The organism is Nonomuraea sp. NPDC050153, assembly GCF_044460125.1.
GTDB lineage: Bacteria > Actinomycetota > Actinomycetes > Streptosporangiales > Streptosporangiaceae > Nonomuraea.
This window is the reverse complement of the sequence record NZ_JBITJQ010000068.1, coordinates 1-21,331: the sequence shown is the minus strand read 5'-3', so window position 1 is coordinate 21,331 and position 21,331 is coordinate 1. Positions and strand designations below refer to the sequence as shown.

The following is a 21,331-nucleotide window of genomic DNA, read 5'->3' as shown; positions in this document are numbered from 1 at the left end:
GACCAGATCCGTCAGCCGACCCGACCCACCGACCTTGATCCACTCCACCATCCGGCGGACACTACCAGCACAAACCCCTATCTAAACGGCATTGGTGGCTGGTCAGGGTGCGGCCCGGTTCCGTAGCAGAGCGTCGAGGGAATCCAAGATCCAGGCCCAGGATTCCTGCGGGTCGACGGCGGTGTGGCTGAAGCCTCCGGCCATCTCCAGGCTGACGTAGCCGTGGAAGACGCTGCCGAGCATCCGGACCGCGTGCGTCTGGTCCGGCTCTGCCAGGTCGTAGCCGCGCAGGATCGCCCGCGTCATCTGTGCGTGCCGGACGCCGGCACTGGCGGCAGCCGTCTCGGGGTCGAGCCGGAGCCGGGCGGCGGCGTAGCGACCGGGATGCTCCCGGGCGTAGTCGCGGTAGGCATCCGCGAACGCGGCCAGAGCGTCCTTGCCGGCCCTCCCGGCCAGGGCGGCGGCCACCCGATCGGCGAGTTCCTCCAGCGCGAACAGGGCGATCCTGGTCTTGAGGTCCTGGGAGCTCTTCAGGTGCGAGTACAGGCTCGCGACCTTGACATCGACGCGACGGGCGAGCGCCGAGACGGTCACCTGGTCGAAGCCGACCTCGTCGGCCAGCTCCGCTCCTTCCCGGGTCAGCCGCTCCGGGGTCAGCCCTGCTCTAACCATAACCATCCTCCCACCAGACTAAAGCTATTATGCGTTTACCTAATAGCTTTAGGCAAATGGGCGCACCACCGGCCCCGTACGGGCGCTGACCGGGCGAGAGATCCGTACCGCCTTCGTGAACTGCACCGAGCGCCTGGCCGCGCCGGATCTTCACTTGACCGCCGGAACGCCTCTGCCGGTCGTATCCGGCATGGTCGTTTCCTTGGAGGAGATGACGTCCCACTTCGGAGCTGACGACGGCCGCGCCTGGGTCCGGCATGAGCGTGGCAAAAGGGCCGGCGCAGGGGCAAGGCGGTCGGCGACACGTAGCGCCTCACGAGCCGCCGCGCCGTCGAGGCGTTCCCCAGGTTCGACCTTGCCGTACGGCGGCGCGCCCGCACCAGGCGCGAGATGTCAGGGCCCGGATGCCGCGCTGTCCGGGCCTTGCCACGGTCACTGGCGCGGCGCCTGCCATCGGGTGTCGAGCCGGCCGTGCCGCATTCGACCCACCAAGCGGACGTGCAGCGTCTCCGGCGTGTTGTCGCCCGCGTCCCTGCTGATCGCCGCCGTGCTGTGCCGTACCGACAGCTCGTTGGCGTTCACCACCATGCCAGGCGCGAGGACCAACTCCACGTTGCCGCCGTTCACCCGCAGCTCGATGACCAGTTCGGAAGCGCTGCGCACCGCGCTGGTCAGGTCCAGCATCACGTCGCACCACACGGTGCGCAGCGCGAGCCGGTGCGGCAGCGTCCACCGGCCGTCGCGGCGCACCAAGCCGTGCCGCTCCTTGATGGTGAGCAGTTCGGCGGCCGGCTCGGCCGGAGGTCCGGCGAACGGCAGCGCAAGTGCGCCGTCGCTGCCCGGCACCGCGATCAGGTCGGCGATGAGCGGGGCCAACTCGTCGACGGTGCGGGCGGCCAGCGCCGCGTTCAGCCGCTCGTCGAACTCGACCGCGTCGAGCCGGCCGTCGGCGACGGCGGCGTGCAGCAGCTCGATGATCCGGTCGCGTTCCGCGTCGGATGCGCGCAGCGCGGGTGAGCTGGACGGATCTGCTGGCATCCGGTCTCCTCCGTGGTGAGGGGGTGGCACCGCGCCACCGAAATTGCTGACTGATCGGTCCAAGGAGACAGCTATCTAAGCAATTCTGCGGCGGTAGGTGGCTATGGCGAAGGCGTAGGCGACGATGAGGATGCCGACGCACCAGGCCAGGGCGATCCAGATGTCGGTGCCGACCGGCTGCTGGATGAACAGGTCCCGGATGGCGTTGACGATGGAGGTCACCGGCTGGTGCTCGGCGAAGAAGCGCAGCGGGCCGGGCATGGTGGCGGTGGGCACGAAGGCCGAGCTGAGGAACGGCAGGAAGATGAGTGGGTAGGAGAACGCGCTCGCGCCTTCCACGGACTTCGCGGTCAATCCGGGGATGACGGCGATCCACGTCAAGGCCAGGGTGAACAGGATCAGGATGCCGGCGACCGCGAGCCAGGCCGCCACCCCCGCTCCCGAGCGGAAGCCCATGAGCAGGGCGACGAGCACCACGACCACGAGCGAGATCAGGTTGGCGACCAGCGAGGTCAGCACATGAGCCCACAGAACGGACGACCGCGCGGTCGGCATGGACTGGAACCGCTCGAAGATGCCGCTCTTCATGTCCATGAACAGCCGGAAGGCGGTGTAGGCGATGCCCGAGGCGATCGTGATGAGCAGGATGCCGGGCAGCAGATAGTTCACATACGAATCCGACCCCGTGTTGATCGCGCCGCCGAACACGTAGACGAACATCAGCATCATGGCGATCGGCATGATCGTGGTCGTGATGATGGTGTCCGCGCTGCGCGTGATGTGACGCAGGGATCGTCCCAGCAGGGTGACGGTGTCACCGAAGAAATGCTTGGTCATCATCGTTCCTCACTCATCCGGGCTGAGACGCGGTGTTGGCCGTACCGACGAGGGTGAGGAAGACGTCTTCGAGGGTCGGCTGCTTCTCGACGTATTCGACCTTGGCCGGCGGCAGGAGCTGCTTGAGCTCGGCCAGGGTGCCGTTGACGATGATCCGGCCCTCGTGCAGGATCGCGATCCGGTCGGCGAGCTGCTCGGCCTCGTCCAGATACTGCGTGGTGAGCAGCACCGTCGTCCCCCGCCCGGCCAACTCCTTGACGGCCTGCCAGACCTCGATCCGCGCCTGGGGGTCGAGCCCGGCCGTGGGCTCGTCCAGGAAGATGACCGGCGGATCACCGATGAGGCTCATCGCGATGTCCAGGCGGCGGCGCATGCCACCCGAATACGTCGACACCTTGCGCCCGCCCGCCTCGGTCAGCGAGAAACGCCTCAGCAGGTCATCGGCGATCGTGCCCGGATCCTTCAGGTGCCGCAACCGGGCGACCAGCACCAGGTTCTCCCGCCCGCTGAGGATCTCATCGACGGCGGCGAACTGCCCGGTGAGGCTGATGGACTCGCGCACCTCCGCCGCCTGCGCGGCGACGTCGAAACCGTGGACCCGGGCCGTGCCCGCATCGGCCTTGAGCAGCGTGGACAGGATCTTCACGACCGTGGTCTTGCCCGCCCCGTTCGAACCGAGCAGCGCGAAAATGCTGCCCCGTGCCACCTCGAAGTCCACGCCGCGCAGCACCCGCAGCTCCTTGTACGACTTCTGCAGGCCCTGCACGCGGATCGCAGACCCCTGAACCTGGTTGGCTGTCATCCTCATGTCCGTTCTCTGTTTCGTTCATGGTTTGTCGCCCGTGGCGCGATCAATGGCGTTGGTCAGCCGTTTCCGCTTCCGGCTGCTCCACTGACCTGCGGGTAGCGTGGATCGCCGGGTGATGGGTGGCGGGAGGCTGCTATGCGCGCCTTGTACTGCTGATCGATCGGCCTGGTGACCATCTCCAGGTACTACCGGTGGCGCTGCTCCGGCTCGCGGCCGTGTCTACTTGGCTCCCTCGCGGGGTCTACGCCGGGTGTCGCCGTTGGCCTCGCCGATTCGGGGGTATCCGCCGGAGTTCTTGATGACCCCGCACGCGGGCGTGGACCTCGCCGCCGCCGACGCCGGGGGCCGGCCGGGCCGCGCCGATGAGCGGCTAACGTTCAGATGGGCAGTTCAACCGTGCCCTGCTGTAGCGGGCGCGGCCTCGGAGGGGGTGTTCCAGCACCCTCCCCAGGGCCCGTCCACGTGGACGGCGCCTACTCGCAGAAGACCCGCAAGTGGCCATCGGACATGTCCATCTCCACGATCGTCTCGTCGAGATGGTCCACCAGCGCCTCAAGCTGTTCGGGCTTGAGCTGCGTCAGGTCGAACGGCACGCCCGACCTGCTCATCTCGGCATTGGCCCGCTCCAGCGCCTGCGGCGGGATCAGAGCCGCCAGCTGGACGCCGGCCCGCAGCAACTGCAGCGGCACCCGCACGTTGAGCCGCCCCGACTGGCCGTCCTCCTCAAGGAACTCCATCATCACCCGCAGATACTTCGCCCTGCCCTTCGGCCGCACGCCGGGACCGGCCGAGGCCGGCAGCCGGTCCTGTTCGAGCGCGGCGATGAGCCGCTCCGCCTCCTCCACGGTGACCTTGCCCTCGGCCAGCAGGTCGAGGACGTCCTTGCGCTGTTCGTTCATCGCAACCTCTCCTATCGGATGGCTACCAGCACAGCCGTACGGCTGTACTCCGCGTCGAACCGGGTGCCGGGCAACGCGCAGACGATGCGCCAGCCGGTGCCCAGCGCCCGCACCACATCGATGCGGTACATCCGGCAGGCCACCACGGCCCCCACCACGGCCCCCACGACGGCCACGACCACCACCGGCGAGAACACCAGCACCACCGGCAGAACCGGCACCCAGACCCGGACAGGATGACGATCCGGACGTTTGACCCGTACGGTGACCAACTGCGGCATCACGTGCGCCCCTCCAATGCGGACAAGGCCTCCTGCGCGGTGATCTCGCCGCGGCGCAACCGATCGATGACCTCGGCCCGCGACGGCGCCGGATCGGTCTCGACGAAGTCGAGCATCTGCGCGATCCGATTCAGCCGCGACTTGATCGTCGGGTAGCTCACCCCGAAGATCCGCTCCATCTGCTTGATGGAACCGTGGCACCGCACGAACGCCGTGACGAAGACCTGATCCTCGACGCCGAGCTGAGCCAGTTGCGGCAGCTCGAACTCGCCCTCGATCGCGACACCGTTGCCCGCCAGACGCACCCGCTCGACCAGGAACGACTGGCCCCGGGTCAGGTTCGTGAGCTCCTGCCACTCCATCGCCCGCTCTACCATATCCAAGTTATAGCCGAGCCGAACTTCAATTTTCAAGATGTGGATCTTAATTTTCTTGATTGCGCGCTTCTCTTCAGCCTGCTCCACCATCCCCGCCCTGGTCGCCCGAGGCGGGCGGGGCGCTGACCGCGAGCGCGGGCGGCGGCCAGGCCCCCGTGGGCGCGCTCGACGATCAGTTGCCACATGACCCGTTCGTGGTCGCGGTCCATCGGTGCCCCGGCTGCCCACCCGGCCACGGCACGACTTCGGCGCGTCGTCTCCGGCCGGTCACCACCCAGCATCCCGTCACCCACCGATCTCCAACCCCGTCTCCAGGGCCGAGCCGCCGAGGGCGAGCCGAACGCCTCCGCGGGAAGGCTGCGGGAACGCGCCGCGTGCCGGTCGCCGCGTGCCGGTCGCCGCTCACTCGGCCAAGTGATGGGCTACTCTCGTTTTCGAAGGGCGTTTCCGGCACATCGGCCTCTCCAGGAGATGACATGAGCGATCCTGTGACTCTGCCCCTGCATATGCGGCGCACCGCGTTCGACCCGGTTCCCGAGCTCGCGAAACTACGCGACAGCGCGGGCATCGAGCGGATGCCCACGCCGTTCGGGCTCGAAGCCTGGCTCGTCACCCGCTACGCCGACGTCAAGGAGATCCTCGGGGACGCCGAGCGGTTCAGCAACAGACGCCCGCAGAACCTCCCGATGCCCGGCGCGCAGGGCCTGAGCCCCGAGCAGGTCGCGAAGATGCAGGCGGGCAACCTGCTGCTGTTCGACCCGCCCGAGCACACCCGGCTGCGCAAGATGCTGACGCCGGAGTTCACCATGCGCCGCATGCGCCGGCTGGAGCCTCGCATCCACGACATCGTCAACGACCACCTCGACGCGATGGAGCGCGCAGGCTCGCCGGTCGACCTGATCAAGACCTTCGCGCTGCCCATCCCCTCGCTGGTGATCTGCGAGCTGCTCGGCGTCCCGTACGAGCACCGCGACGACTTCCAGCGGCGTACCAACACGCTGCTCGACATCTCCAGGCCCGCCGAGGAACGCACAGCGGCCTCGCTGGAGTCGCGTGCCTACATGTCCGAGCTGGTCGCCCGAGCCATGGCCGAGCCGGGCGAGGACATGCTCGGCATGCTGGTGCGCGAGCACGGCGACGACCTGTCGATCGACGAGCTCGCCGGCATCTCCAGCCTGCTGCTCCTGGCCGGCCACGAGACGACCTCCAACATGCTCGGTCTCGGCACTCTGGCCCTGCTGCGCCACCCCGACCAGCTCGAACTGCTCATGAAGGAGCCCGAGCGGATCGGCGCCACGGTGGAGGAGCTGCTGCGCTGGCTCAGCATCGTGCACTCAGGCGTGGCCAAGGTGACCACCACCGACGTCAAGGTCGCGGGACAGCACATCCCGGCGGGCGATCTGGTGATGCTGGCGCTGCCCTCGGCCAACCGCGACCCGGAGTTCATCTCCGACCCCGACCGTTTCGACATCGCCCGCGGCGAGATGGGCCACGTCGCCTTCGGTCACGGCGTGCACCACTGCCTGGGCGCGCCGCTGGCCAGGATGGAGCTGCGCATCGCCTTCCCCGCCCTGTTCGCCCGCTTCCCCGGCCTGCGCGAGAGCGGCGCCCCCGCCGAGTTCCGCTCCTTCCACATCGTCTTCGGGCTGACCAGCTTCGAAGTCGCCTGGTGAACCCAGGACGCGTCGGCTGCTAGCGTTCACGTGTGCACGAGCAGCGACAGCGAGCCGACGCGCTGCGTAACGCGGACAAGATCGTCCGGGCCGCCATCGCGAGTCTGCGCGAGCACGGCCCGGACGTGTCACTCGAGGAGATCGCCCGGTACGCCGGCATCGGCAGCGCCACCGTCTACCGCAGGTTCGGCGACCGCGACGGCGTGATCAGGGCTGCCTTCCAGACGTACTTCGCCGAAGAGGTCGAGCCGCTGGTCCTGGCCGCCCGCGACGCCGACGACGCCGGACGGGCGCTGACCGAGGCGCTGACCGCCTCGGTCGAGACTCTCGCGGCGCACCGCGCGCTGCTGCGGGCGGCGCGCATGTCGGGGGCGTTCACCGTCGACATCGCCGTACGGTTCATGGGGCCGCTGGGCGTCGTGCTGGACAGGGCCCAGCGGCAGGGCGTGGTACGCCATGACCTGATCGTCCGCGACCTGGCCGCCATCCTGGTGATGGTGCTGGCCACCATGCATTCGAGCGACCCCGAATGCGGTGATCTCCGCCGTTACCTGGCGCTGCTGCTGTCGAGCCTGCGGCCGTCGGACGACGAACTGCCGGCCCCTTCCGCCCGGTCGCACCATGTCCTCGACTCGTCCCCGGCTTCGCGACAGATCGGACACTGAAGCGTGCCACGGGCGCTCGCCGGCCCGAAGCCCTGGCCAGGGTGATCGGAGCCGATCTCGCATCGGTCGGCGTGAGCAACAAGGAGCTGATGGTGGAGGCCGCGACCAGCTCAGCAACGTCCTGGAGCCGGACACGCTGCGCAAGCCGCTGGGACCCGCAAGAGCGTCGCGCCCTGAAGCAAGGACCGCACCACCGGCCGCAGGCAGCGGATCCACACCCTGACCGGGACGATCAGGGCCGGGGACTCGCGGTGGACGACCCCGCCGACGTCCTCGGCGCCCCCGAGCGCCGGAAGTGAGAGCGCACTTTCATCGTGCGGCGCGATGGCGAAGGTGCACGACGCACTGGACTGAGCCGACGAGTGCCTGAGCGGGCGGTGGCCTGTGCATCGATGCCGCCGCCGTACGGCCGCCGCGACGCTGACGGCGGCCGGGCACCGTACTCATCCGTCCCGACGGACATGTCGTCTGGGTCACCCCGCGCCTGCGCTTTCAGAATCTCACGCTGCACGTCACTCTCGTTGAGAGGGTGTATATGTTGGAGGGTGCATAGTAAATAGCAAACACGTGGGTACGGACGCCGTGGCCGCCCTTGCCCAGGGTTTTGGTGAGCTGGTATTCCCATTCGTACGGCTGGTCGTACTGGCTCTGCGGAATGCACCTGGGCGGCGGGATCGCCGCCGGCGGCAGGTTGGGCGCCGCGGATGCCGCCTGGGCTGAAGCCGTCAGAGCGATACCGGCGACGGCGAACGCCGAAGCCACCATTGCCACCCTCTTGCCGATGGTCATATTCGAGCGCCTTCCTGTATGTGCTCGGCCTTCTTTCGTGAATGAATTCTTGCCGTCCCGCCGGGAGCAGACCAGGACAATGGCAGGACATTGGCCGGACATATGTCACGGCACAGAATTTGCGCCCGACTGCGCCCCTCGCCCTACGGCCACCTCAAGTTCCGCGAGGCCGCGGGGACGGGTTGCGACAGGGCTCAGGCATCACGGTCGGTGTGGGTGGGCGTTCTGTCTGCCCAGCCACGGAGCAGAGCGAGCCGGCCGGATCGGTGTGCGTCGCGCTGCCGGGTCACCCACTGCTCGATCTGGCCGACGGATTGCTCGACTGCTTGGTCAGTGGTGTCGAGCAGGTGAGTGCACCATCGTGGATCCTCTGCGACCCACCCTGTCCAGCGGTGCCAGGCCATGTCCGGCCAACCGCCACCGATGATGACGCCGGGCCGATGACGGGGATCGCGGGCATGCCGGCGATGCCAGGCGGCCCAGCCGAGGAAGGCGTCGACCGCCGCGGCATCCCACCGGCCAGGATCACGCTTGGTGAGCCTGTCGCGCCTGACGTCGTCGGTGGTGTCGACCAGGCATACCGCGATCCCGTCCAGCAGCGGGGCGGAGGGGACGGCCAGGACTTCGCCCAACGGAGACTGCCCGGTCAGGAGGAGATCGATCCCCTGGTCCTGATACTCCAGTGCGCGACGCACCCACAGCTCCAGCGTGCGGGTGCGCCAGTGGCCATCAGGACGCTCGGGTACACCGACTTCGTCGAAGTCGTGTACGGCGACCCGGCGAAGCCGGTCGGCCAGGGAGAAGGCGAGCGTCGTCTTGCCCGAACAGCTGGACCCGGTCAGCTTGAGCAGCATCCGGCCATGATGGCAGGCCGCCGGCGTCCGCCTGCTCCGCCTCCAGCTTCGTCGCGGTGCGGGTGAAGGCGATCGTGTCGATGTCGCCGACGCCCGGCCTCGTGTCAAGGGTGATGATGTACACGTCATGGGCGCAGCTGGTCGGGGGCACGAAGCGGTCGAAGCCGCCGGTCGACGAGACCGTCGCGGTGCCGATGACGGGGCCCCGACCCGACGGTCACGTGACTACCCGCTTCGGGCTCTCTGGGGTGGCCGTCTGGCCGCGGCGGCGGGGGAAGGTGGCGATCGCGGCCAGGTTCGCGACGGCGACGACCACGGCACCGGTCAGCAGCAGCCCCCGCGCGCCGGCCAGGCCGGCCAGCGGCGCCGCCATGGCCAGCCCGAACGGCCGGGTCGCGAACGAGATGAGCTGGTCGAACGACCGCACTCGGCCCAGCGCCGCCTCAGGGATCTCCTCGGCGACCACGGTCTCCCACAACGGGCTGAGCACGCCCAGCCCGAACATCGCCACGAAGTACGCCCCCGCGATCGACCACGCGCTCGCCGGCAGCGCCAGGGCCGCCATCGGCAGCACGTACAGCGCCGCGCCCACCTGCACCGCCACCAGCGGTCGCCGGATGGGCAGCCTCGGTGCCGCGAAGACCCCCGCGACCAGCCCCACCGTGCCGCACTGCACGATCAGCACCCAACTGGCCTCACCGCCCAGTTCCTTGACCGCCGCCAGCGGACCGAGCGTGAGGAACAGTCCGGCCATGAAGTGCCACACGCCGTGGGCCAGGACCGTCGACAGGAACCACGGCCGCCGCCGTACTTCGCCCCATCCCTCTTTCATGTCCTTGAGGAACGAGTTGTTCTGGGCGCTGGGGCGCTTGACCGTACGCACTCCGCCCAGGGTCAGCGCCGAGCAGGCGAACAGCACGGCCGTGAGCAGCGCGGCCCAGCCGGGACCGGCCAGCAGCACCACGCCGCCCGCCAGGGCGGGAGCCAGCACGGCGGCCAGGCTGGTCGCGACGCCGAGCCGGGCGTTCACGCGTAGCCGCTCCGGTCCCGGTACCACGGCCGCCACCAGCCTCGGCACGGCCGGCAGCCCGAACGCGACCGCGATTCCGGCCACCACGGCCAGCACGGCCAGGTGTGGCACACCGGCGACACCGGTCAGCAGCTCGATCGCGATGGCGGCCTGCGTCAGGCCGCGTACCAGGTCGGTGACCAGCGCCAGTCGCTCGGGTCTGACCCTGTCGGCCAACACCCCGCCCACCGGCAGAAACACCAGCAACGGGATCGCCTCGCACGCCAGCACCGTGCCGATGGCCCCGGCGTCATCGGTGGCGCGCAGCACGGCGAGGGTGATCGTGGTCGGGATCAACGCGGTGGCCAGGGCGGACACGGCCCGGCCGATCAGCAGTCTCATGGCGGGTCACACTATTTCGCTGGCGAATATTTCGTCAACAAAATACTCGCTGGCGTATCGTTGTTCCGTGGATTCAGTGGATCGTCATCTCGCCCGGTGGCGGGGCAAGGCGCCGTACGACGAGCGGGTCGAGGCGGTCGTGACGCGGATGCAGTTCCTCGTCAAGCACCTGCACCAGACGAAGGAGGCGGCGCTGGCGCAGGTAGGGATGCAGGACTTCGAGTTCGAGACGCTGCACCGGCTGGTCGCTCACGGCGGGGCCGCGACGCCGTCCGAACTGGCGGTCGAGCTGATGCTCTCGCCCGCCGGAATGACCGGGCGGCTCGACACACTGGAGAAGTCCGGGCTGGTACGGCGGCTGCGCAGCGCGGAGGACCGGCGGCGGGTGGACGTGGAGTTGACCGACAAAGGCCACGAACTGTGGCTTGAGGCCATGCGGATCCGGGCGGAGGTGGAGGCGGAGATGGTCTATGCGCTGGACGCGCAGGAGCAGGAGACGCTGGACGGGCTGCTCAGCCGCCTCCTGGAGAACGTGGAGTCCAAGCGCTGACCCCCGCGCCGCGGATCAGGCCACGGCCCCGATCCGGCCGGCCCGAAGTGTCCGCCCTGCTCCGCGCCGAGCCGTGAGTGGCGAGCCCCCGCATGTCCGGCGAGCGCCTCACCGTCCCCTTCGTACAGACAAGCGGCGATTCCATGCCATAGCGTTCACCCAAAGCTGCATCCGGTCTCCACGATTTCCTGATCGCCGAACTACCGAGGTTGATGGACATCGCCACCAACGATCTGGCCTCTTCGGGGGTGCTGATATTCGCCCCGGGGACCTGGGTCAGCGCGGGGAAAGGCGTCCGGGAGGTTGCCGACGATCTGGCCGAGGGCGTGGACAGGTTCTGCCGGGCCATGGATGAGCGGCCTTTCGGCCAGGACGATCTGGGCCGGGCGCTGTTCGAGGGCGATCCCGAGGAGAACGTGCCGGGGTTCGCCCGGCTACGCGACGATCTGCTGAAGGACCTGGCCGCGGCGGTGAACCTGCTGCGCGGGATGGCGGCCGGAATGGCCGTCGCCGGGTGCGCGCATACCGCGGCCGAGAACGCGAACGCCAGGATGGCGGCCGGGATACTCGGGCATGCCGCAGCAGAGGAGGCGGACACCGGGATCCCCTACGCGCGGTCGTGCCCGGGATGGCTGACGGATCCGGAGGAATACCGGCCCCCGCTGGGGCCGGGCGGCCTGCCGACGACCACGCCACCGCCCGGCTTCGTGAGCCAGGCGATCTGGTTCCTCGAATCTGTAGGTTGCGGGTCCGCGTGGCCGGATGGTGATCTCGGCGGTGTGGCGCGGCTGCGGGACGCCGCGGCGGCGCTGGGACGCCTGGTCGGCGATGTTCAGGAGCAGATCGCCGGTCAGTCCGGTCGGGTGACCGGCGCCGGGTCCGGGCTGGCCACGACCGCGTTCGGACGGGCCGCGAGGGTGGTGCACGGCGAGCAAGGGCAGCTGGCGGACCTGCGGCGGCGGTGCGAGCATCTCGCCGCGTGCGGCCAGGTCGCCTGTGACGCGATCGTGAAGGCCAGAGAGAAATTCCTGGCATGCGCGGCGTTCGTGGTGGCGCTGATGTTCCTTGCGAAGCTGCTGGCCCGCCGGCTCGGCCCGTTGCTCGACGTCGTGGTGAAAAAGCTGATCCGAACGGAGGGGCTGGCCCTGCGGATCATCCTGCTGATGATCCGTCAGGCCGCGCTGGGCGCGATGTTCTCCGGCGGGCTGAGCGCGATCGATCATCTGTTCGCCACCGGCACCATCGACGCGGGCAAGCTGGTGCGGGACATGTCGTACGGAGTGCTCGCCGGCGGGTTGATGGCCGGTGCGCACGGCGCGCTGCCCGCGCTCCTGCGCCGAGGCGGACCCGCGCTCACCGGCCTGGCCGAGGCCATGGAGTCGGCCACATGGGAGCGGGCACTGTCCAGGATCCTGGCCGGCGGGGCGGTGAGCACGACCGTGCTGGCCGCCACGGGCTGGGTCGGCGGCGCCGGATGGGACTGGAAGCACGCCGCCGAGCTGGGATTCGGCACGGCTGTGCTCAGCACCGGCGCGGGCATCGCCGCCCGAACCTGGCCTGCCCCCCGCTATGCGAGCCTCAAGGGCCGAGACTGGAAGCAGAGTCCGGCCAAGCGGTGGCATGACGTCAAGTGGGCTTTGGGGATTCTCATGGTCACCGCTCCCGTGACCTCCCTCTTCGCGCTCGCGAAATTCGCCGAGGACGGAAGGAATCCCTTCTTCCTGCAGAAACGGATCGGCCAGTTCGGCCGCGAGTTCGACGTTCTCAAGGGCCGCACGATGAGAACAACCGACGGCAAGGAAAGCAGCCTCGGCGCATCGGACCCGCAGCGTACGAAGGTCGGCAAGGCTTGGGCGAAGTCCACCTTCGACGAGATCGGCCAGATGGCCTACAACGTCCTTGTCAAGGGAGACATGTCGGTCGTGGACAACCGGCCGCTGCTGCTGAGCGACAGGCAGAGAACAATAGCGGCCCTCGGCCCCTTTCTGGGGCCACGCTGGAACGAAGCGGATCTGGCCGGAAAGCCCGGGTGGATCGGCCCGTTCGCCAACAAGATCGTTGAGCTCAATCTCAAGCCGATGACGCATGCGTTCGACGTTCAACGAGGCTTCACAGGCCTTTGGTATGACAAAAACGCGAGCCTGGCTTTGGACCGGAGTCTGCTCTGGGGTTTCATTTCCACTTACTGGAAGCGCATTTCCTAGCCGACGACCCCGCTCCACTCCCGTTGTCCACCGAGGGCCCCCTCACCACCGCCGGCCCCACGATCGCCGCCAAACCGGTCATCGAGCAGGTGCCGAAGATCGAGGTCCCGCCCAACGGCACGGTGAACGTACCCCGGGGCCCGTCCCTGGCCGCGCGCCCGGTGGAGGCGCGCCCCGTCGGCCCCGAGCCCCCGCAGGTGACCATCCCCGCGGGCCCGACCCTGTTCAACCAGCTCGACACCGCCGCCAAGGCCCGGCTGACCAGCCACGGACTGGCGACCGCCGGCAAGGTCGACCCCGACGTGCGCAAGTACATGCCCGCCACCGACCAGGCCGGCATCCTCGACCTGCCCGGACCCCTGGCCGACACGGTCGGCCAGGCGGCGGCCAAGGTCAAGGAACTCGGAGGTCGGGCCGCTGCACGTGAGCGACAGGTCGGCGCCCGTCACGTTCACCGCTAGGCTCACCGCGGACGGCGGGCCCGTCGCCCGCGCACGCATCCATTTCTTCGCACGGATCGGCGCACCTGGGGAGAAACTGGGCGAGCAGATCGGCGACGGCACCACGGACGCCGACGGGGTGGCCAGGCTGGTACGCCGCGACGGCGTGGCGGGCCTGGTGCTGCCGGGCAAGCGCGCGGTCGGCTACTCGGCCCAGTTCGCCACGATCGGTGAGGCCGGAGGCAGGGACTACTGCTGGATCGAAGCCTCCGCTCCGATCACCTCATAGCCGCCTCCGCGTCAGCGGAGGGGGTCGAAGTCGGCCAGGGCGGCGGGCTGCCTGCCGGTGGTGATCTGCTCGGCCAGCAGCCGGCCGGTGATCGGGCCGTGGGCCAGGCCCCACATGCCGTGGCCGCCCGCCACGTAGACGGTGGGTGCCGCCGTGGCGCCGATGAGCGGCCGTCCGTCCGGGGTGACCGGGCGAGGCCCCACCCAGAGGTCGGCGCGCTCGTCCCAGTGCACGCCCCGCAGCAGGGGACGGGCGGAGGCGACGATGGCCTCCAGCCGGGCGGGCACCTGCGGGGCGTCCGGGGCGCGGAACTCCATGGTGCCCGCCACGCGCAGCCCGTCGCGGTAGGGGGTGCACGCGACCCGCACGTCGGGTAGGTAGACGGGGCCGGGGACGGGATGGTCCACAGGCACGGTGAAGGAGTAACCGCGACCGGCCCGCACCGGGACGCGCACGCCCCACTGCCGGGCCAGGCGGGGCAGCCACGCGCCGGTGGCCAGCACCACGGCGTCGGCGGACAGGACGGTGCCCTTGGCCGAGCGGACGATCACCTTCCGGTCGTCGGCGCGCACCCCGTCGACCTCGAAGGCGTACACGGTGGCGCCCCGGCCCATGACGGCCTTGCCCAGGTCGTGCACGAAGGCGCCCGGGTCGACGTAGCGCTGGCCGTCGATCCTGACCCCCGCCCCCAGCGCCTCGCCGACGAGCGGGACGTGCTCGGCGAGCCGGTCGCCGTCCAGCATGGTGTGCTCGACGTGCTGCCCGACCGCCTGGAGCCTGCGCAGCTCGCGCAGCAGGCTCTCGGCCTGGCGGGGGGTGCGGAACGCGGCGGTGATCGGCGCGGCGACGACCGGGGCGGACACGCCGTCGGCGGCCAGCACCTCGTACGCTTCGACGCATTCGTCGTTGAGCGGCAGGTTGGCGCGCGCGGCGCGCGTCCAGGAGCGCCAGTGGCTGTTGGCGGCGAAGCGGGCCAGGAACCTCCACAGGCCCGGATCGAAGCCGGCGGGCACGTGCAGCGGCGCGGCCGGATCGAACAGGGAGCGCAGGCCGTAGCGCAGCACGGCGGGTTCGTTGAGCGGGATGGCCAGTCCCGGCGCGACCCATCCGGCGTTGCCCCAGGACGCGCCGGCCGCCACGCCGCCGCGGTCGACCACGTCGACCTGGACGCCGCGCTCCTGCAGGAACCAGGCCGTCGACAGGCCCACGATGCCCGCGCCCACCACGATCACCGAGCGCGGCCGGTTGCCGACCATGTCCAACCTCCAAGGGGTACGAATGCCGCTGTCGCAGTCAGCATGGCCCGGGCGGCAGCCGGCGGCGTTATGGGCGGGCGACAATCGCGGCGCCGCCGTTGTGCATCCGGCACAACGCCATCAGCAGGTCATCGGCGGGGTTCGTCCTCGGAGGCGGCCAGCATGATGATCATGGCGAGGCGCCGGCGGGCGTCGTCCAGGTCCAGCGAGGTGAGCTCGCCCATCTTGCGCAGCCGGTTGCGGACGGTGTTGGGATGCACGCCGAGCCGCTCGGCGGCCACGGTGAGGTCGCCCTGGGTCTCCAGCCAGGCCCGCAGCGTGGCGGCAAAGCGCGTTCCGTGGCGGCTGTCGTGCCGCAGCAGCGTGGAAACCGGTCCGCGAGCCGGGGTCCGTCCGCTGCGCGCGGCCGCGCGCAACCGTCGCAGCAGGATGTCGTCCCATGATTCGTCGTAGGCGGGCGAGATGCTGCCGGGTCTGCTCTCGTGCAGCGCCAGGCACTCGTCGGCCTCCTGGCGGCCGGCGGGCAGCTCCTCGATCTCGGCGGGTGCGCCGATCCCGGCCGCGACGTGCACCCGGGCGGGCAGCTCGGCGCGCAGCGCGGTGATCCAGCGGCGGGCCATGTCGGCCTGCTCGGCAGGCAGGACGGTGTAGAGCGTCTCGCCCAGCAGCGCGCTGCGGCCTGGCCTGGACCAGCCGAACCCGGTGGTGGCCTGCTCGAAGGCCAGCAGCAGTGCGACGTGGCGCTCGCCGTCGGTGTGGGCGCGCACCGCGACGACCCGCAACGGCCGCGGCGCCAAACCCAGCCGGCTGATCACCGTGACGGCGTCGGCGCCGCCCTCCAGCAGCTGGATGACCAGGTCGGACTCCACCTGCCGCTCCAGGTCGGCGCTGGCCCGGGAGCGCAGCAGGTGCAGCGCCACTGTCCGCGCGCCGTCGGCCAGGGCGCGGCGGTGGGCACCGGCCGGCGGCCGCTCACAGGTCACCCACACGGAGCCGAGCAGCTCGCGGCCGGCCCGCACCGCCACCACCATCCGTCCGGTCAGGCCGTGCCGGGGATCGGCGGGCACGAACACCGGCTCGTCCGCGGCCGCCAGGCGGGTGAGAACTCCCTGCTGCTGGAACAGCTCGCGCAGCCGGTCGGGAACGCGGCGGGCCAGGATGGTCTCCAGCCGGGCGGGGTCGCCAGCCTGCTGCGAGCGGGAGTAGGCCAGCACCCGCGAGTGCCGGTCCTCGATGGTCACCGCCCCGCCGATGACGTCGGCCAGGCTGTCGGCCAGGGCGAACAGGTCGGTCGGGCCGCGTCCCGACGCGGTCTCGCGGCCCTCCAGCACCAGCCCGTACACCACGCCGGCCAGCTGGCTCCACGAGACGGCGACGTCGGCCAGCAGAACGGCCACCTCGTGCCGGTCGCCGAGCGCGGCGGCCTGGCGCTCGGCGTCCGCGCGGCTCGCGCTTACGTCGCCGGTTCCGCTGTCGGTTTGGCTGTCTGGGCCGGTCTTGGCGGGGCGGACCAGGACCGCTGTGGCCCTGGCCGCGGCCGCCCACCGTACCGCCTCGGCCAGCGAGGAGGCGCCGACGGCCAGGAACAGGTCGGCGGCGATGTGACGGTCGGCGGTGTCGGGCATGGCCACGCTGCGCAGACCCGCCGCGCGGGCCTCGGGACGGTTGCACAGCCGCACGCCGTACCCGCCGAGCACGTTCACCAGGCGATCCAATGTGATCATGATCAGCTCCATGAAAGGGGGCAGGATGCCTGCCCCCTCTTTCTCGGTGTCAGGCGGCCTCGTGCCGCCGCTGGCAGTCGATGCAGGTACGTGCCAGCGGCCGGATCTTGAGCCGTTCGAACGGGATGCCGGCCGTCATAAAGCCGCGTGTCCCGCACCACCAGGCGCACCAGCCGCAGGCAGGCGCCCGGGTCGGTCACCATGCCGTGCCGGACGGGCCGCACCACGTCCGCCTCGCCGGAGGCGGACGAGCGCCGCAGGATCGCCGACGGCCGGTCGACGATGGCGTGCCCGCCCAGGACCAGTGATCGGGTACGGGCGGTGCCCAGGTCGAGCGCCACGAAGCGCCGCGCCGGGCTCATCCCGCACTCCCACGGGCCGCCGGGCTGGGCCGCGCCACAGGGGCGTCCGGCTTCAACCGAGGAGAGAGGTGAACTGGTCTGACAACGGCCATGACGATGATCGGCTCCTAGCTGGTGTCGAGGCAGGTCGAGGAAGAGGACGGCATGGAAGAGCCCAGGGCAGGCGGCGCTACCGCTTGCCCTGTCCTGGGGACGGGTCGCGAGATGTCTCCGGGCGCGACGGCACGCGCGCATCAGCGCCATGGGTGAGCCTGGGCGTGGGCCGCCTGGTGTCAGGCTGCGCGGCGCGCGTGTACCAGTGCGTCAGGCTTGGCGGCACGCGTGGCCGGTGCGTCAGCTTCGCAGCACGCGCGGGCGTGCGTCAGGCTTCGCGGCGCGTGGCCGCGGAGCCCGGCGGGGGGGAAGACGTAGGCGCGCGGCGGGCTGCGCGATCCCGCGGTGCGGTGCGCCAGTTGCTGAGGATCGCGGAGCGTGTCCGCGTCCGAGCCCGGTGACGGCAGCAGCGCCAGATGGGCGAGATCGCCGTGTCGTTCGCCGCGCAGCGGCGGCCACAACGACAGCACGTGGTGCTCTCGGACGCTCCCCGCCTGCGGCGGCAGACTGGACAGGTCGGCGTCCACGCCGCCCAGGCTCCATACCGGGCCGGAGACCGCCCCTTGCACAGCGGTCGGGCCGTCGCCGCTCGCCCTGCCCGCAGCACCGGTCAGCATCAGCGACAGCGAAATCAGGGACAGCAGGACCAGGCCCATCACGCCGACGAACGCGATGGACCCTCGTGGTGTTCTCCACGGTCCCGTCATAGGGCCGACCATAGCCCAGACCAGCGGAAAAGGCATATCAGATCGTTGACGGGCGGATGCGTCCATGACGGACGCCGGGGTACGGCCCTGCCGGTCGTCGTGACCCTGCGGCTCCGTCAACCATCGGCCGACGGACACCAGGACCCAGTACGACCTACGGAAACAGCGGGACAACGACCATCCGGCGTTCACCCGGGTACGCGTCCAGCAGACCAGCGGCAGCTACCACTGGACCGCCGGCCTCGACGGTGCCGGCCACGGCTGGACGGCCGCCGCCAACCTGCGACTGTTCCTGCGCGACCAGCCCGAGCTCAGCACGACGCCCCTCGCGCCCGGCACCCCCGTGCGACTCCCCCCTGACGCGCCCGCACGTCAGCGGAAGCTGGCCGCGCTCTTCAACCGGATCGGCGGGCTCGTCCAGGCCATGGGCACCCGGCTGTCCATCCCCCTGCCCGCCGCATCGGCTGTCTGGGACGTCGAGAGCAGCGGACAGCCGCATGTGCCCGGGAGAACCCTCCTGCGCTTCGAAAACCACCTGCTGTGGCGCACCTGGGGCCAAACCCACCCGGCCGCCTTCGGCGCCCATTTCCAGTACGGCGGACGCCCACCCCGCTATACGGCTCCTTCGCGCACGTTGCCTGTGTCCCCATCGGGCCGGCTCACCGCCGCATCGTTCGGCCCGCACCGTCCGTCCTGCGAGCACGCCCGCGCCCCGCGGTGAGAGCCGACGCCGATCAGGCAATGAGCCTGTCGGCATCCCGGCGGCGTTTCACGCCGCGGCCACGCCCCAACGCCCGGCGCCCAGCAAGTTGAGATGGAGAGTGTGGAACGCGTTCAGGGTGCTTCGGTGGCCGACGCTGACGATCATGCATCTCGGCAGGCGTTCCCGGACCAGGCGGTACAGGGCGTGTTCGAGGCCCTCGTCGACGGCCGAGGTGGCCTCGTCGAGGAAGACCAGGTGTGGTTGGTTCACCAGGACCCTGGCGAACCCGAGGCGTTGCTGCTCCCCGGGGGACAAGATGCGGGACCAGTGGGCTTCCTCGTCGATCCGGAACTCCAGGTGGCCGAGCTGCACCCTGTGCAACATCTCGCGCGCGAGCTGATCCTCGATCTGATGTGACGGCTCCGGATAGGCCAGGGCGGCACGAAGGCTGCCCATGGGCAGGTACGGCTGCTGCGACAGGAACAGGGTGCGCCCGCCGACGGGCCGGCGGATGGTGCCGTGCGCGTGTGGCCAGATGTTGGCCATGCTGCGCAGCAGGCTGGTCTTGCCGCTGCCCGAGGCGCCCTTGACCAGGAGCGCCTGGCCCGGGTTCACGGTCAGGGTCAGGCCTTCGATCAGTGGCTCGTGATCGGGACGCCAGACTCTCAGGCCCTCGATCACCAGCGCACCGGGATGGTGGGCGACGGTCGGCGACGGCAGTCGGCGCGAGTCGCGGTTCGTGTCCATCAGGGCCGTCAGCCGATCGAGTGCGGCTCGGTACCCGGCGAAGGAGTCGTAGGAGTTCCTGAAGAACGACAACGAGTCGTGCACCTGGCCGAACGCGTCGCCGGCTTGGGTGACGTCACCGAGCGTGATCGTCCCGGCGAAGAAGCGCGGTGCCTGGATCACGTACGGGAAAACCTGCGCCAGCTGGGTGACCGAGTCGTTGAACCCCTGAAGTTTCAGTCTCCGCAGCGCGATGGTCCAGGCGTTGGAGATGACGTCGGTGAATCTGGTGGCCAGGGTTGCCCGCTCCACTCTCTCGCCGCCGTAGAAGGCGATGTTCTCGGAGTGGTCACGCAGGCGGATCAGCGCGTGGCGGAAGGACGCCGACAGCCCCTCGCGCAGGAACTCCAGCCTGATCAGCGGGTGCCCGACCCTGAAGGCGATGAGGGACGCCACCAGCACGTAGACGTAGGAGAGAATGATCATCGCCCGTGGCACCTCGACGCCGAGGACCGATATCGGCCCCGACAGTCCCCACAGGATCACGGTGAACGACACCAGCCTCAAGGCGGCGTCCACCGCACCGATCGCCAGGGAGTGGGACTCCTCCACGAATTGCTGGACGTCTTCCTGGATACGCTGGTCGGGGTTGTCGACCGGCTCCGTCACGAACTGGCCCCGATGGTAGGCCTGCCCCTTGAGCCAGTCGGTGATCATGTGGTCGGTCAGCCAGGTCCGCCAGCGGATGGTGAACCGCTGGGCGACGAGATAGCTGGTGAGAGAGCCGGCCACGTACAACGCGGCCAGGATCACGAAAAGCCCGATGGAGAACCAGAAGTCCTGTGCGTCCAGACGCCCCAGCGCCGTGAACGTGTCGTTCAGCGCATAGGAGATCAGCACCTGGAGACGTACCCCGAGGATCGTGAGCGCGAGCATGAGCAGGACCATGGGCAGCGGCCCCCGCCTGCGCAGCGGTACGAAGTAGGGAAACGCGAGCTGCTTGAACTGGCGCCCCCACCCCGTGTATCGCGTGAGCAGCCAGACCGCCACGGCGCAGGCAGCGAGGGTGACAACCCAAGCCTCGGCCGTCCACGTGAGGGTGGCGACCCACTCGTGCTGCCAGTCCCGACTTGCTGTCATAGTTTGTCACTGTATGTCCGATTAATGACTTCTCATGAAGGCAAAAGGTAAGAAGTCGCCTTCACCCAGTGATCCATGGCCGTCGCCGCCAAGGACGGCGCACCTGCGATCCCCCACCAGGGGACGCCGATGCCGCCATAGGCCCAGAAGAGGCTGGGAGTGGACTGCCGGCCGGGTCGGTGGCGTGGAAGCGGTACGGCCATGGGTCGTAGAGCCTCCGTTTCGGCGTCCCGTTCCTGCCCGGTGAAGCGGCAGGCCGGCGGTGCGGGCCGCCTATCGGCGACGGCGCCCATGAGGTCCCCGAACGGGCGGTGGTCGTAGCGGCCGAGGACCTGGCCCTCAGGTCCGCTGACCGCCACGACTGTGGTGTCAGCGCCGGTCAGGCCGGTCTGGATGTAGGCGATCTCCCGGTCGTGGGGCCTTCGGCGTGGACGTGTTCGACGAGCGGGCGTTTGCCCGCAGTCGCGCGGCGGCGATGTTCGGCGACCACCTGGCCGCCGGACTCCCGATGGGTCTTTCGAATCCGCCATCCGATGCCGTCGATACTCTGAGCGACCACGCATCGTGACCGCAGTGTCACCTATGCGGCTACAGGCTAGCACTACACTGTAGCTTGAGTGTGGAAACGCCGCCCGCCACTTCCAGACCCGCACCACGCTTCGCCGCACGGGAGGGACACCTATGACGACACCTGCCGAACCAACCCCACGGCACACGCCCAACCGGCGCGGCCAAGGCGACCGGCTCCGCCAGGACCTGATCGCCGCCGCCGCCAAACTCCTGGAGCAAGGCGCCACCTACGAAACCCTGTCCCTGCGCTCGGTCGCACGCGA

24 protein-coding genes are annotated in these 21,331 nt (G+C 69.9%); 9 read left to right on the top strand and 15 right to left on the bottom strand.

What is annotated here, in order from left to right:
* Window positions 1–102: 102 nt before the first annotated feature.
* From ACIBQ1_RS61065 to ACIBQ1_RS61035, 7 genes are all read right to left on the bottom strand, one after another.
* Entirely contained in the window at window positions 103–672 is a 570-nt protein-coding gene (locus tag ACIBQ1_RS61065) for a TetR/AcrR family transcriptional regulator (protein ID WP_397292675.1), read from the bottom strand.
* Window positions 673–1,104: 432 nt separating this feature from the next.
* Complete coding sequence (locus ACIBQ1_RS61060; RefSeq protein ID WP_397292674.1) at window positions 1,105–1,710, bottom strand: DUF1707 domain-containing protein; 606 nt, start codon at window positions 1,708–1,710, stop codon at window positions 1,105–1,107.
* 75 nt (window positions 1,711–1,785) lie between these two features.
* A complete protein-coding gene (locus ACIBQ1_RS61055; RefSeq protein ID WP_397292672.1) occupies window positions 1,786–2,550 on the bottom strand; it encodes an ABC transporter permease in 765 nt (254 codons plus the stop codon).
* Between the two features lie 10 nt (window positions 2,551–2,560).
* The gene (locus ACIBQ1_RS61050; RefSeq protein ID WP_397292671.1) at window positions 2,561–3,355 is read right to left on the bottom strand and encodes an ABC transporter ATP-binding protein; all 795 of its coding nucleotides are present in this window, start codon (window positions 3,353–3,355) and stop codon (window positions 2,561–2,563) included.
* A gap of 473 nt (window positions 3,356–3,828) precedes the next feature.
* The gene (locus ACIBQ1_RS61045) at window positions 3,829–4,254 is read right to left on the bottom strand and encodes an SHOCT-like domain-containing protein (RefSeq protein WP_397292670.1); all 426 of its coding nucleotides are present in this window, start codon (window positions 4,252–4,254) and stop codon (window positions 3,829–3,831) included.
* An 11-nt stretch (window positions 4,255–4,265) separates the two neighbouring features.
* Window positions 4,266–4,538 (bottom strand): hypothetical protein, encoded by a 273-nt coding sequence (locus ACIBQ1_RS61040; RefSeq protein ID WP_397292668.1) that lies wholly within the window; start codon window positions 4,536–4,538, stop codon window positions 4,266–4,268.
* Window positions 4,535–5,002 (bottom strand): DUF2089 domain-containing protein, encoded by a 468-nt coding sequence (locus tag ACIBQ1_RS61035; RefSeq protein WP_397292667.1) that lies wholly within the window; start codon window positions 5,000–5,002, stop codon window positions 4,535–4,537. The genes ACIBQ1_RS61040 and ACIBQ1_RS61035 overlap by 4 nt, the downstream gene beginning before the upstream one ends.
* 386 nt (window positions 5,003–5,388) lie before the next feature.
* Here ACIBQ1_RS61035 and ACIBQ1_RS61030 point away from each other — a divergent pair, with 386 nt between their 5' ends.
* Window positions 5,389–6,585 (top strand): cytochrome P450, encoded by a 1,197-nt coding sequence (locus tag ACIBQ1_RS61030; RefSeq protein ID WP_397292665.1) that lies wholly within the window; start codon window positions 5,389–5,391, stop codon window positions 6,583–6,585.
* Between the two features lie 32 nt (window positions 6,586–6,617).
* Window positions 6,618–7,250, top strand: a complete 633-nt coding sequence (locus tag ACIBQ1_RS61025; protein WP_397292664.1) for a TetR/AcrR family transcriptional regulator — start codon at window positions 6,618–6,620, stop codon at window positions 7,248–7,250.
* Between the two features lie 492 nt (window positions 7,251–7,742).
* Here the strand turns inward: ACIBQ1_RS61025 and ACIBQ1_RS61020 are convergent, their stop codons facing one another.
* The 3 genes from ACIBQ1_RS61020 to ACIBQ1_RS61010 all read right to left on the bottom strand — a co-directional run bounded on the left by ACIBQ1_RS61020 (window position 7,743) and on the right by ACIBQ1_RS61010 (window position 10,304).
* A complete protein-coding gene (locus tag ACIBQ1_RS61020; RefSeq protein ID WP_397292663.1) occupies window positions 7,743–8,039 on the bottom strand; it encodes a hypothetical protein in 297 nt (98 codons plus the stop codon).
* A 194-nt stretch (window positions 8,040–8,233) separates the two neighbouring features.
* Window positions 8,234–8,893: a hypothetical protein gene (locus ACIBQ1_RS61015; protein WP_397292661.1), complete on the bottom strand. Its 660-nt coding sequence runs from the start codon at window positions 8,891–8,893 to the stop codon at window positions 8,234–8,236.
* 217 nt (window positions 8,894–9,110) lie between these two features.
* On the bottom strand, window positions 9,111–10,304 hold the full coding sequence (locus tag ACIBQ1_RS61010; protein ID WP_397292660.1) for an MFS transporter: 1,194 nt from the start codon (window positions 10,302–10,304) through the stop codon (window positions 9,111–9,113).
* A 67-nt stretch (window positions 10,305–10,371) separates the two neighbouring features.
* Here ACIBQ1_RS61010 and ACIBQ1_RS61005 point away from each other — a divergent pair, with 67 nt between their 5' ends.
* The 4 genes from ACIBQ1_RS61005 (at window position 10,372) to ACIBQ1_RS60990 (ending at window position 13,787) form a co-directional block, all read left to right on the top strand.
* Window positions 10,372–10,854, top strand: a complete 483-nt coding sequence (locus ACIBQ1_RS61005) for a MarR family winged helix-turn-helix transcriptional regulator (RefSeq protein WP_397292658.1) — start codon at window positions 10,372–10,374, stop codon at window positions 10,852–10,854.
* Window positions 10,855–11,066: 212 nt separating this feature from the next.
* Window positions 11,067–13,058: a sugar transferase gene (locus ACIBQ1_RS61000; protein ID WP_397292656.1), complete on the top strand. Its 1,992-nt coding sequence runs from the start codon at window positions 11,067–11,069 to the stop codon at window positions 13,056–13,058.
* Between the two features lie 23 nt (window positions 13,059–13,081).
* Complete coding sequence (locus ACIBQ1_RS60995) at window positions 13,082–13,519, top strand: hypothetical protein (protein WP_397292655.1); 438 nt, start codon at window positions 13,082–13,084, stop codon at window positions 13,517–13,519.
* Entirely contained in the window at window positions 13,482–13,787 is a 306-nt protein-coding gene (locus tag ACIBQ1_RS60990) for a hypothetical protein (RefSeq protein ID WP_397292654.1), read from the top strand. The genes ACIBQ1_RS60995 and ACIBQ1_RS60990 overlap by 38 nt, the downstream gene beginning before the upstream one ends.
* A gap of 11 nt (window positions 13,788–13,798) precedes the next feature.
* Here ACIBQ1_RS60990 and ACIBQ1_RS60985 read toward each other — a convergent pair whose 3' ends face one another.
* From ACIBQ1_RS60985 to ACIBQ1_RS60975, 3 genes are all read right to left on the bottom strand, one after another.
* A complete protein-coding gene (locus ACIBQ1_RS60985; protein WP_397292653.1) occupies window positions 13,799–15,043 on the bottom strand; it encodes an NAD(P)/FAD-dependent oxidoreductase in 1,245 nt (414 codons plus the stop codon).
* 128 nt (window positions 15,044–15,171) lie between these two features.
* A complete protein-coding gene (locus ACIBQ1_RS60980) occupies window positions 15,172–16,767 on the bottom strand; it encodes a PucR family transcriptional regulator (RefSeq protein WP_397292651.1) in 1,596 nt (531 codons plus the stop codon).
* Window positions 16,768–16,816: 49 nt separating this feature from the next.
* Window positions 16,817–16,906 (bottom strand): TraR/DksA C4-type zinc finger protein, encoded by a 90-nt coding sequence (locus ACIBQ1_RS60975; protein WP_397292649.1) that lies wholly within the window; start codon window positions 16,904–16,906, stop codon window positions 16,817–16,819.
* 8 nt (window positions 16,907–16,914) lie between these two features.
* Here ACIBQ1_RS60975 and ACIBQ1_RS60970 point away from each other — a divergent pair, with 8 nt between their 5' ends.
* Window positions 16,915–17,211 carry a hypothetical protein gene (locus ACIBQ1_RS60970; RefSeq protein WP_397292648.1) on the top strand — a complete coding sequence of 99 codons (297 nt, stop codon included), beginning with the start codon at window positions 16,915–16,917 and terminating at the stop codon, window positions 17,209–17,211.
* A 190-nt stretch (window positions 17,212–17,401) separates the two neighbouring features.
* Here the strand turns inward: ACIBQ1_RS60970 and ACIBQ1_RS60965 are convergent, their stop codons facing one another.
* The gene (locus tag ACIBQ1_RS60965; RefSeq protein ID WP_397292646.1) at window positions 17,402–17,929 is read right to left on the bottom strand and encodes a hypothetical protein; all 528 of its coding nucleotides are present in this window, start codon (window positions 17,927–17,929) and stop codon (window positions 17,402–17,404) included.
* Window positions 17,930–18,272: 343 nt separating this feature from the next.
* Between ACIBQ1_RS60965 and ACIBQ1_RS60960 the strand changes: the two genes are divergently transcribed.
* Window positions 18,273–18,650 carry a hypothetical protein gene (locus tag ACIBQ1_RS60960; protein ID WP_397292645.1) on the top strand — a complete coding sequence of 126 codons (378 nt, stop codon included), beginning with the start codon at window positions 18,273–18,275 and terminating at the stop codon, window positions 18,648–18,650.
* Window positions 18,651–18,698: 48 nt separating this feature from the next.
* Here ACIBQ1_RS60960 and ACIBQ1_RS60955 read toward each other — a convergent pair whose 3' ends face one another.
* Window positions 18,699–20,498 carry an ABC transporter ATP-binding protein/permease gene (locus ACIBQ1_RS60955; protein WP_397292644.1) on the bottom strand — a complete coding sequence of 600 codons (1,800 nt, stop codon included), beginning with the start codon at window positions 20,496–20,498 and terminating at the stop codon, window positions 18,699–18,701.
* A gap of 427 nt (window positions 20,499–20,925) precedes the next feature.
* Between ACIBQ1_RS60955 and ACIBQ1_RS60950 the strand changes: the two genes are divergently transcribed.
* On the top strand, window positions 20,926–21,066 hold the full coding sequence (locus ACIBQ1_RS60950; protein WP_397292642.1) for a hypothetical protein: 141 nt from the start codon (window positions 20,926–20,928) through the stop codon (window positions 21,064–21,066).
* The last annotated feature ends 265 nt before the right edge of the window (window positions 21,067–21,331 follow it).

Excerpts from the sequence above, each read along its gene's own strand:
- ACIBQ1_RS61065 (WP_397292675.1), bottom strand. The coding sequence starts at position 672 with ATGGTTAGAGCAGGGCTGACCCCGGAGCGGCTGACCCGGGAAGGAGCG.
- ACIBQ1_RS61060 (WP_397292674.1), bottom strand. The coding sequence starts at position 1,710 with ATGCCAGCAGATCCGTCCAGCTCACCCGCGCTGCGCGCATCCGACGCG.
- ACIBQ1_RS61055 (WP_397292672.1), bottom strand. The coding sequence starts at position 2,550 with ATGATGACCAAGCATTTCTTCGGTGACACCGTCACCCTGCTGGGACGA.
- ACIBQ1_RS61050 (WP_397292671.1), bottom strand. The coding sequence starts at position 3,355 with ATGAGGATGACAGCCAACCAGGTTCAGGGGTCTGCGATCCGCGTGCAG.
- ACIBQ1_RS61045 (WP_397292670.1), bottom strand. The coding sequence starts at position 4,254 with ATGAACGAACAGCGCAAGGACGTCCTCGACCTGCTGGCCGAGGGCAAG.
- ACIBQ1_RS61035 (WP_397292667.1), bottom strand. The coding sequence starts at position 5,002 with ATGGTGGAGCAGGCTGAAGAGAAGCGCGCAATCAAGAAAATTAAGATC.
- ACIBQ1_RS61030 (WP_397292665.1), top strand. The coding sequence starts at position 5,389 with ATGAGCGATCCTGTGACTCTGCCCCTGCATATGCGGCGCACCGCGTTC.
- ACIBQ1_RS61020 (WP_397292663.1), bottom strand. The coding sequence starts at position 8,039 with ATGACCATCGGCAAGAGGGTGGCAATGGTGGCTTCGGCGTTCGCCGTC.
- ACIBQ1_RS61015 (WP_397292661.1), bottom strand. The coding sequence starts at position 8,893 with ATGCTGCTCAAGCTGACCGGGTCCAGCTGTTCGGGCAAGACGACGCTC.
- ACIBQ1_RS61010 (WP_397292660.1), bottom strand. The coding sequence starts at position 10,304 with ATGAGACTGCTGATCGGCCGGGCCGTGTCCGCCCTGGCCACCGCGTTG.
- ACIBQ1_RS61000 (WP_397292656.1), top strand. The coding sequence starts at position 11,067 with ATGGACATCGCCACCAACGATCTGGCCTCTTCGGGGGTGCTGATATTC.
- ACIBQ1_RS60985 (WP_397292653.1), bottom strand. The coding sequence starts at position 15,043 with ATGGTCGGCAACCGGCCGCGCTCGGTGATCGTGGTGGGCGCGGGCATC.
- ACIBQ1_RS60980 (WP_397292651.1), bottom strand. The coding sequence starts at position 16,767 with ATGATCACATTGGATCGCCTGGTGAACGTGCTCGGCGGGTACGGCGTG.
- ACIBQ1_RS60975 (WP_397292649.1), bottom strand. The coding sequence starts at position 16,906 with ATGACGGCCGGCATCCCGTTCGAACGGCTCAAGATCCGGCCGCTGGCA.
- ACIBQ1_RS60965 (WP_397292646.1), bottom strand. The coding sequence starts at position 17,929 with ATGACGGGACCGTGGAGAACACCACGAGGGTCCATCGCGTTCGTCGGC.
- ACIBQ1_RS60955 (WP_397292644.1), bottom strand. The coding sequence starts at position 20,498 with ATGACAGCAAGTCGGGACTGGCAGCACGAGTGGGTCGCCACCCTCACG.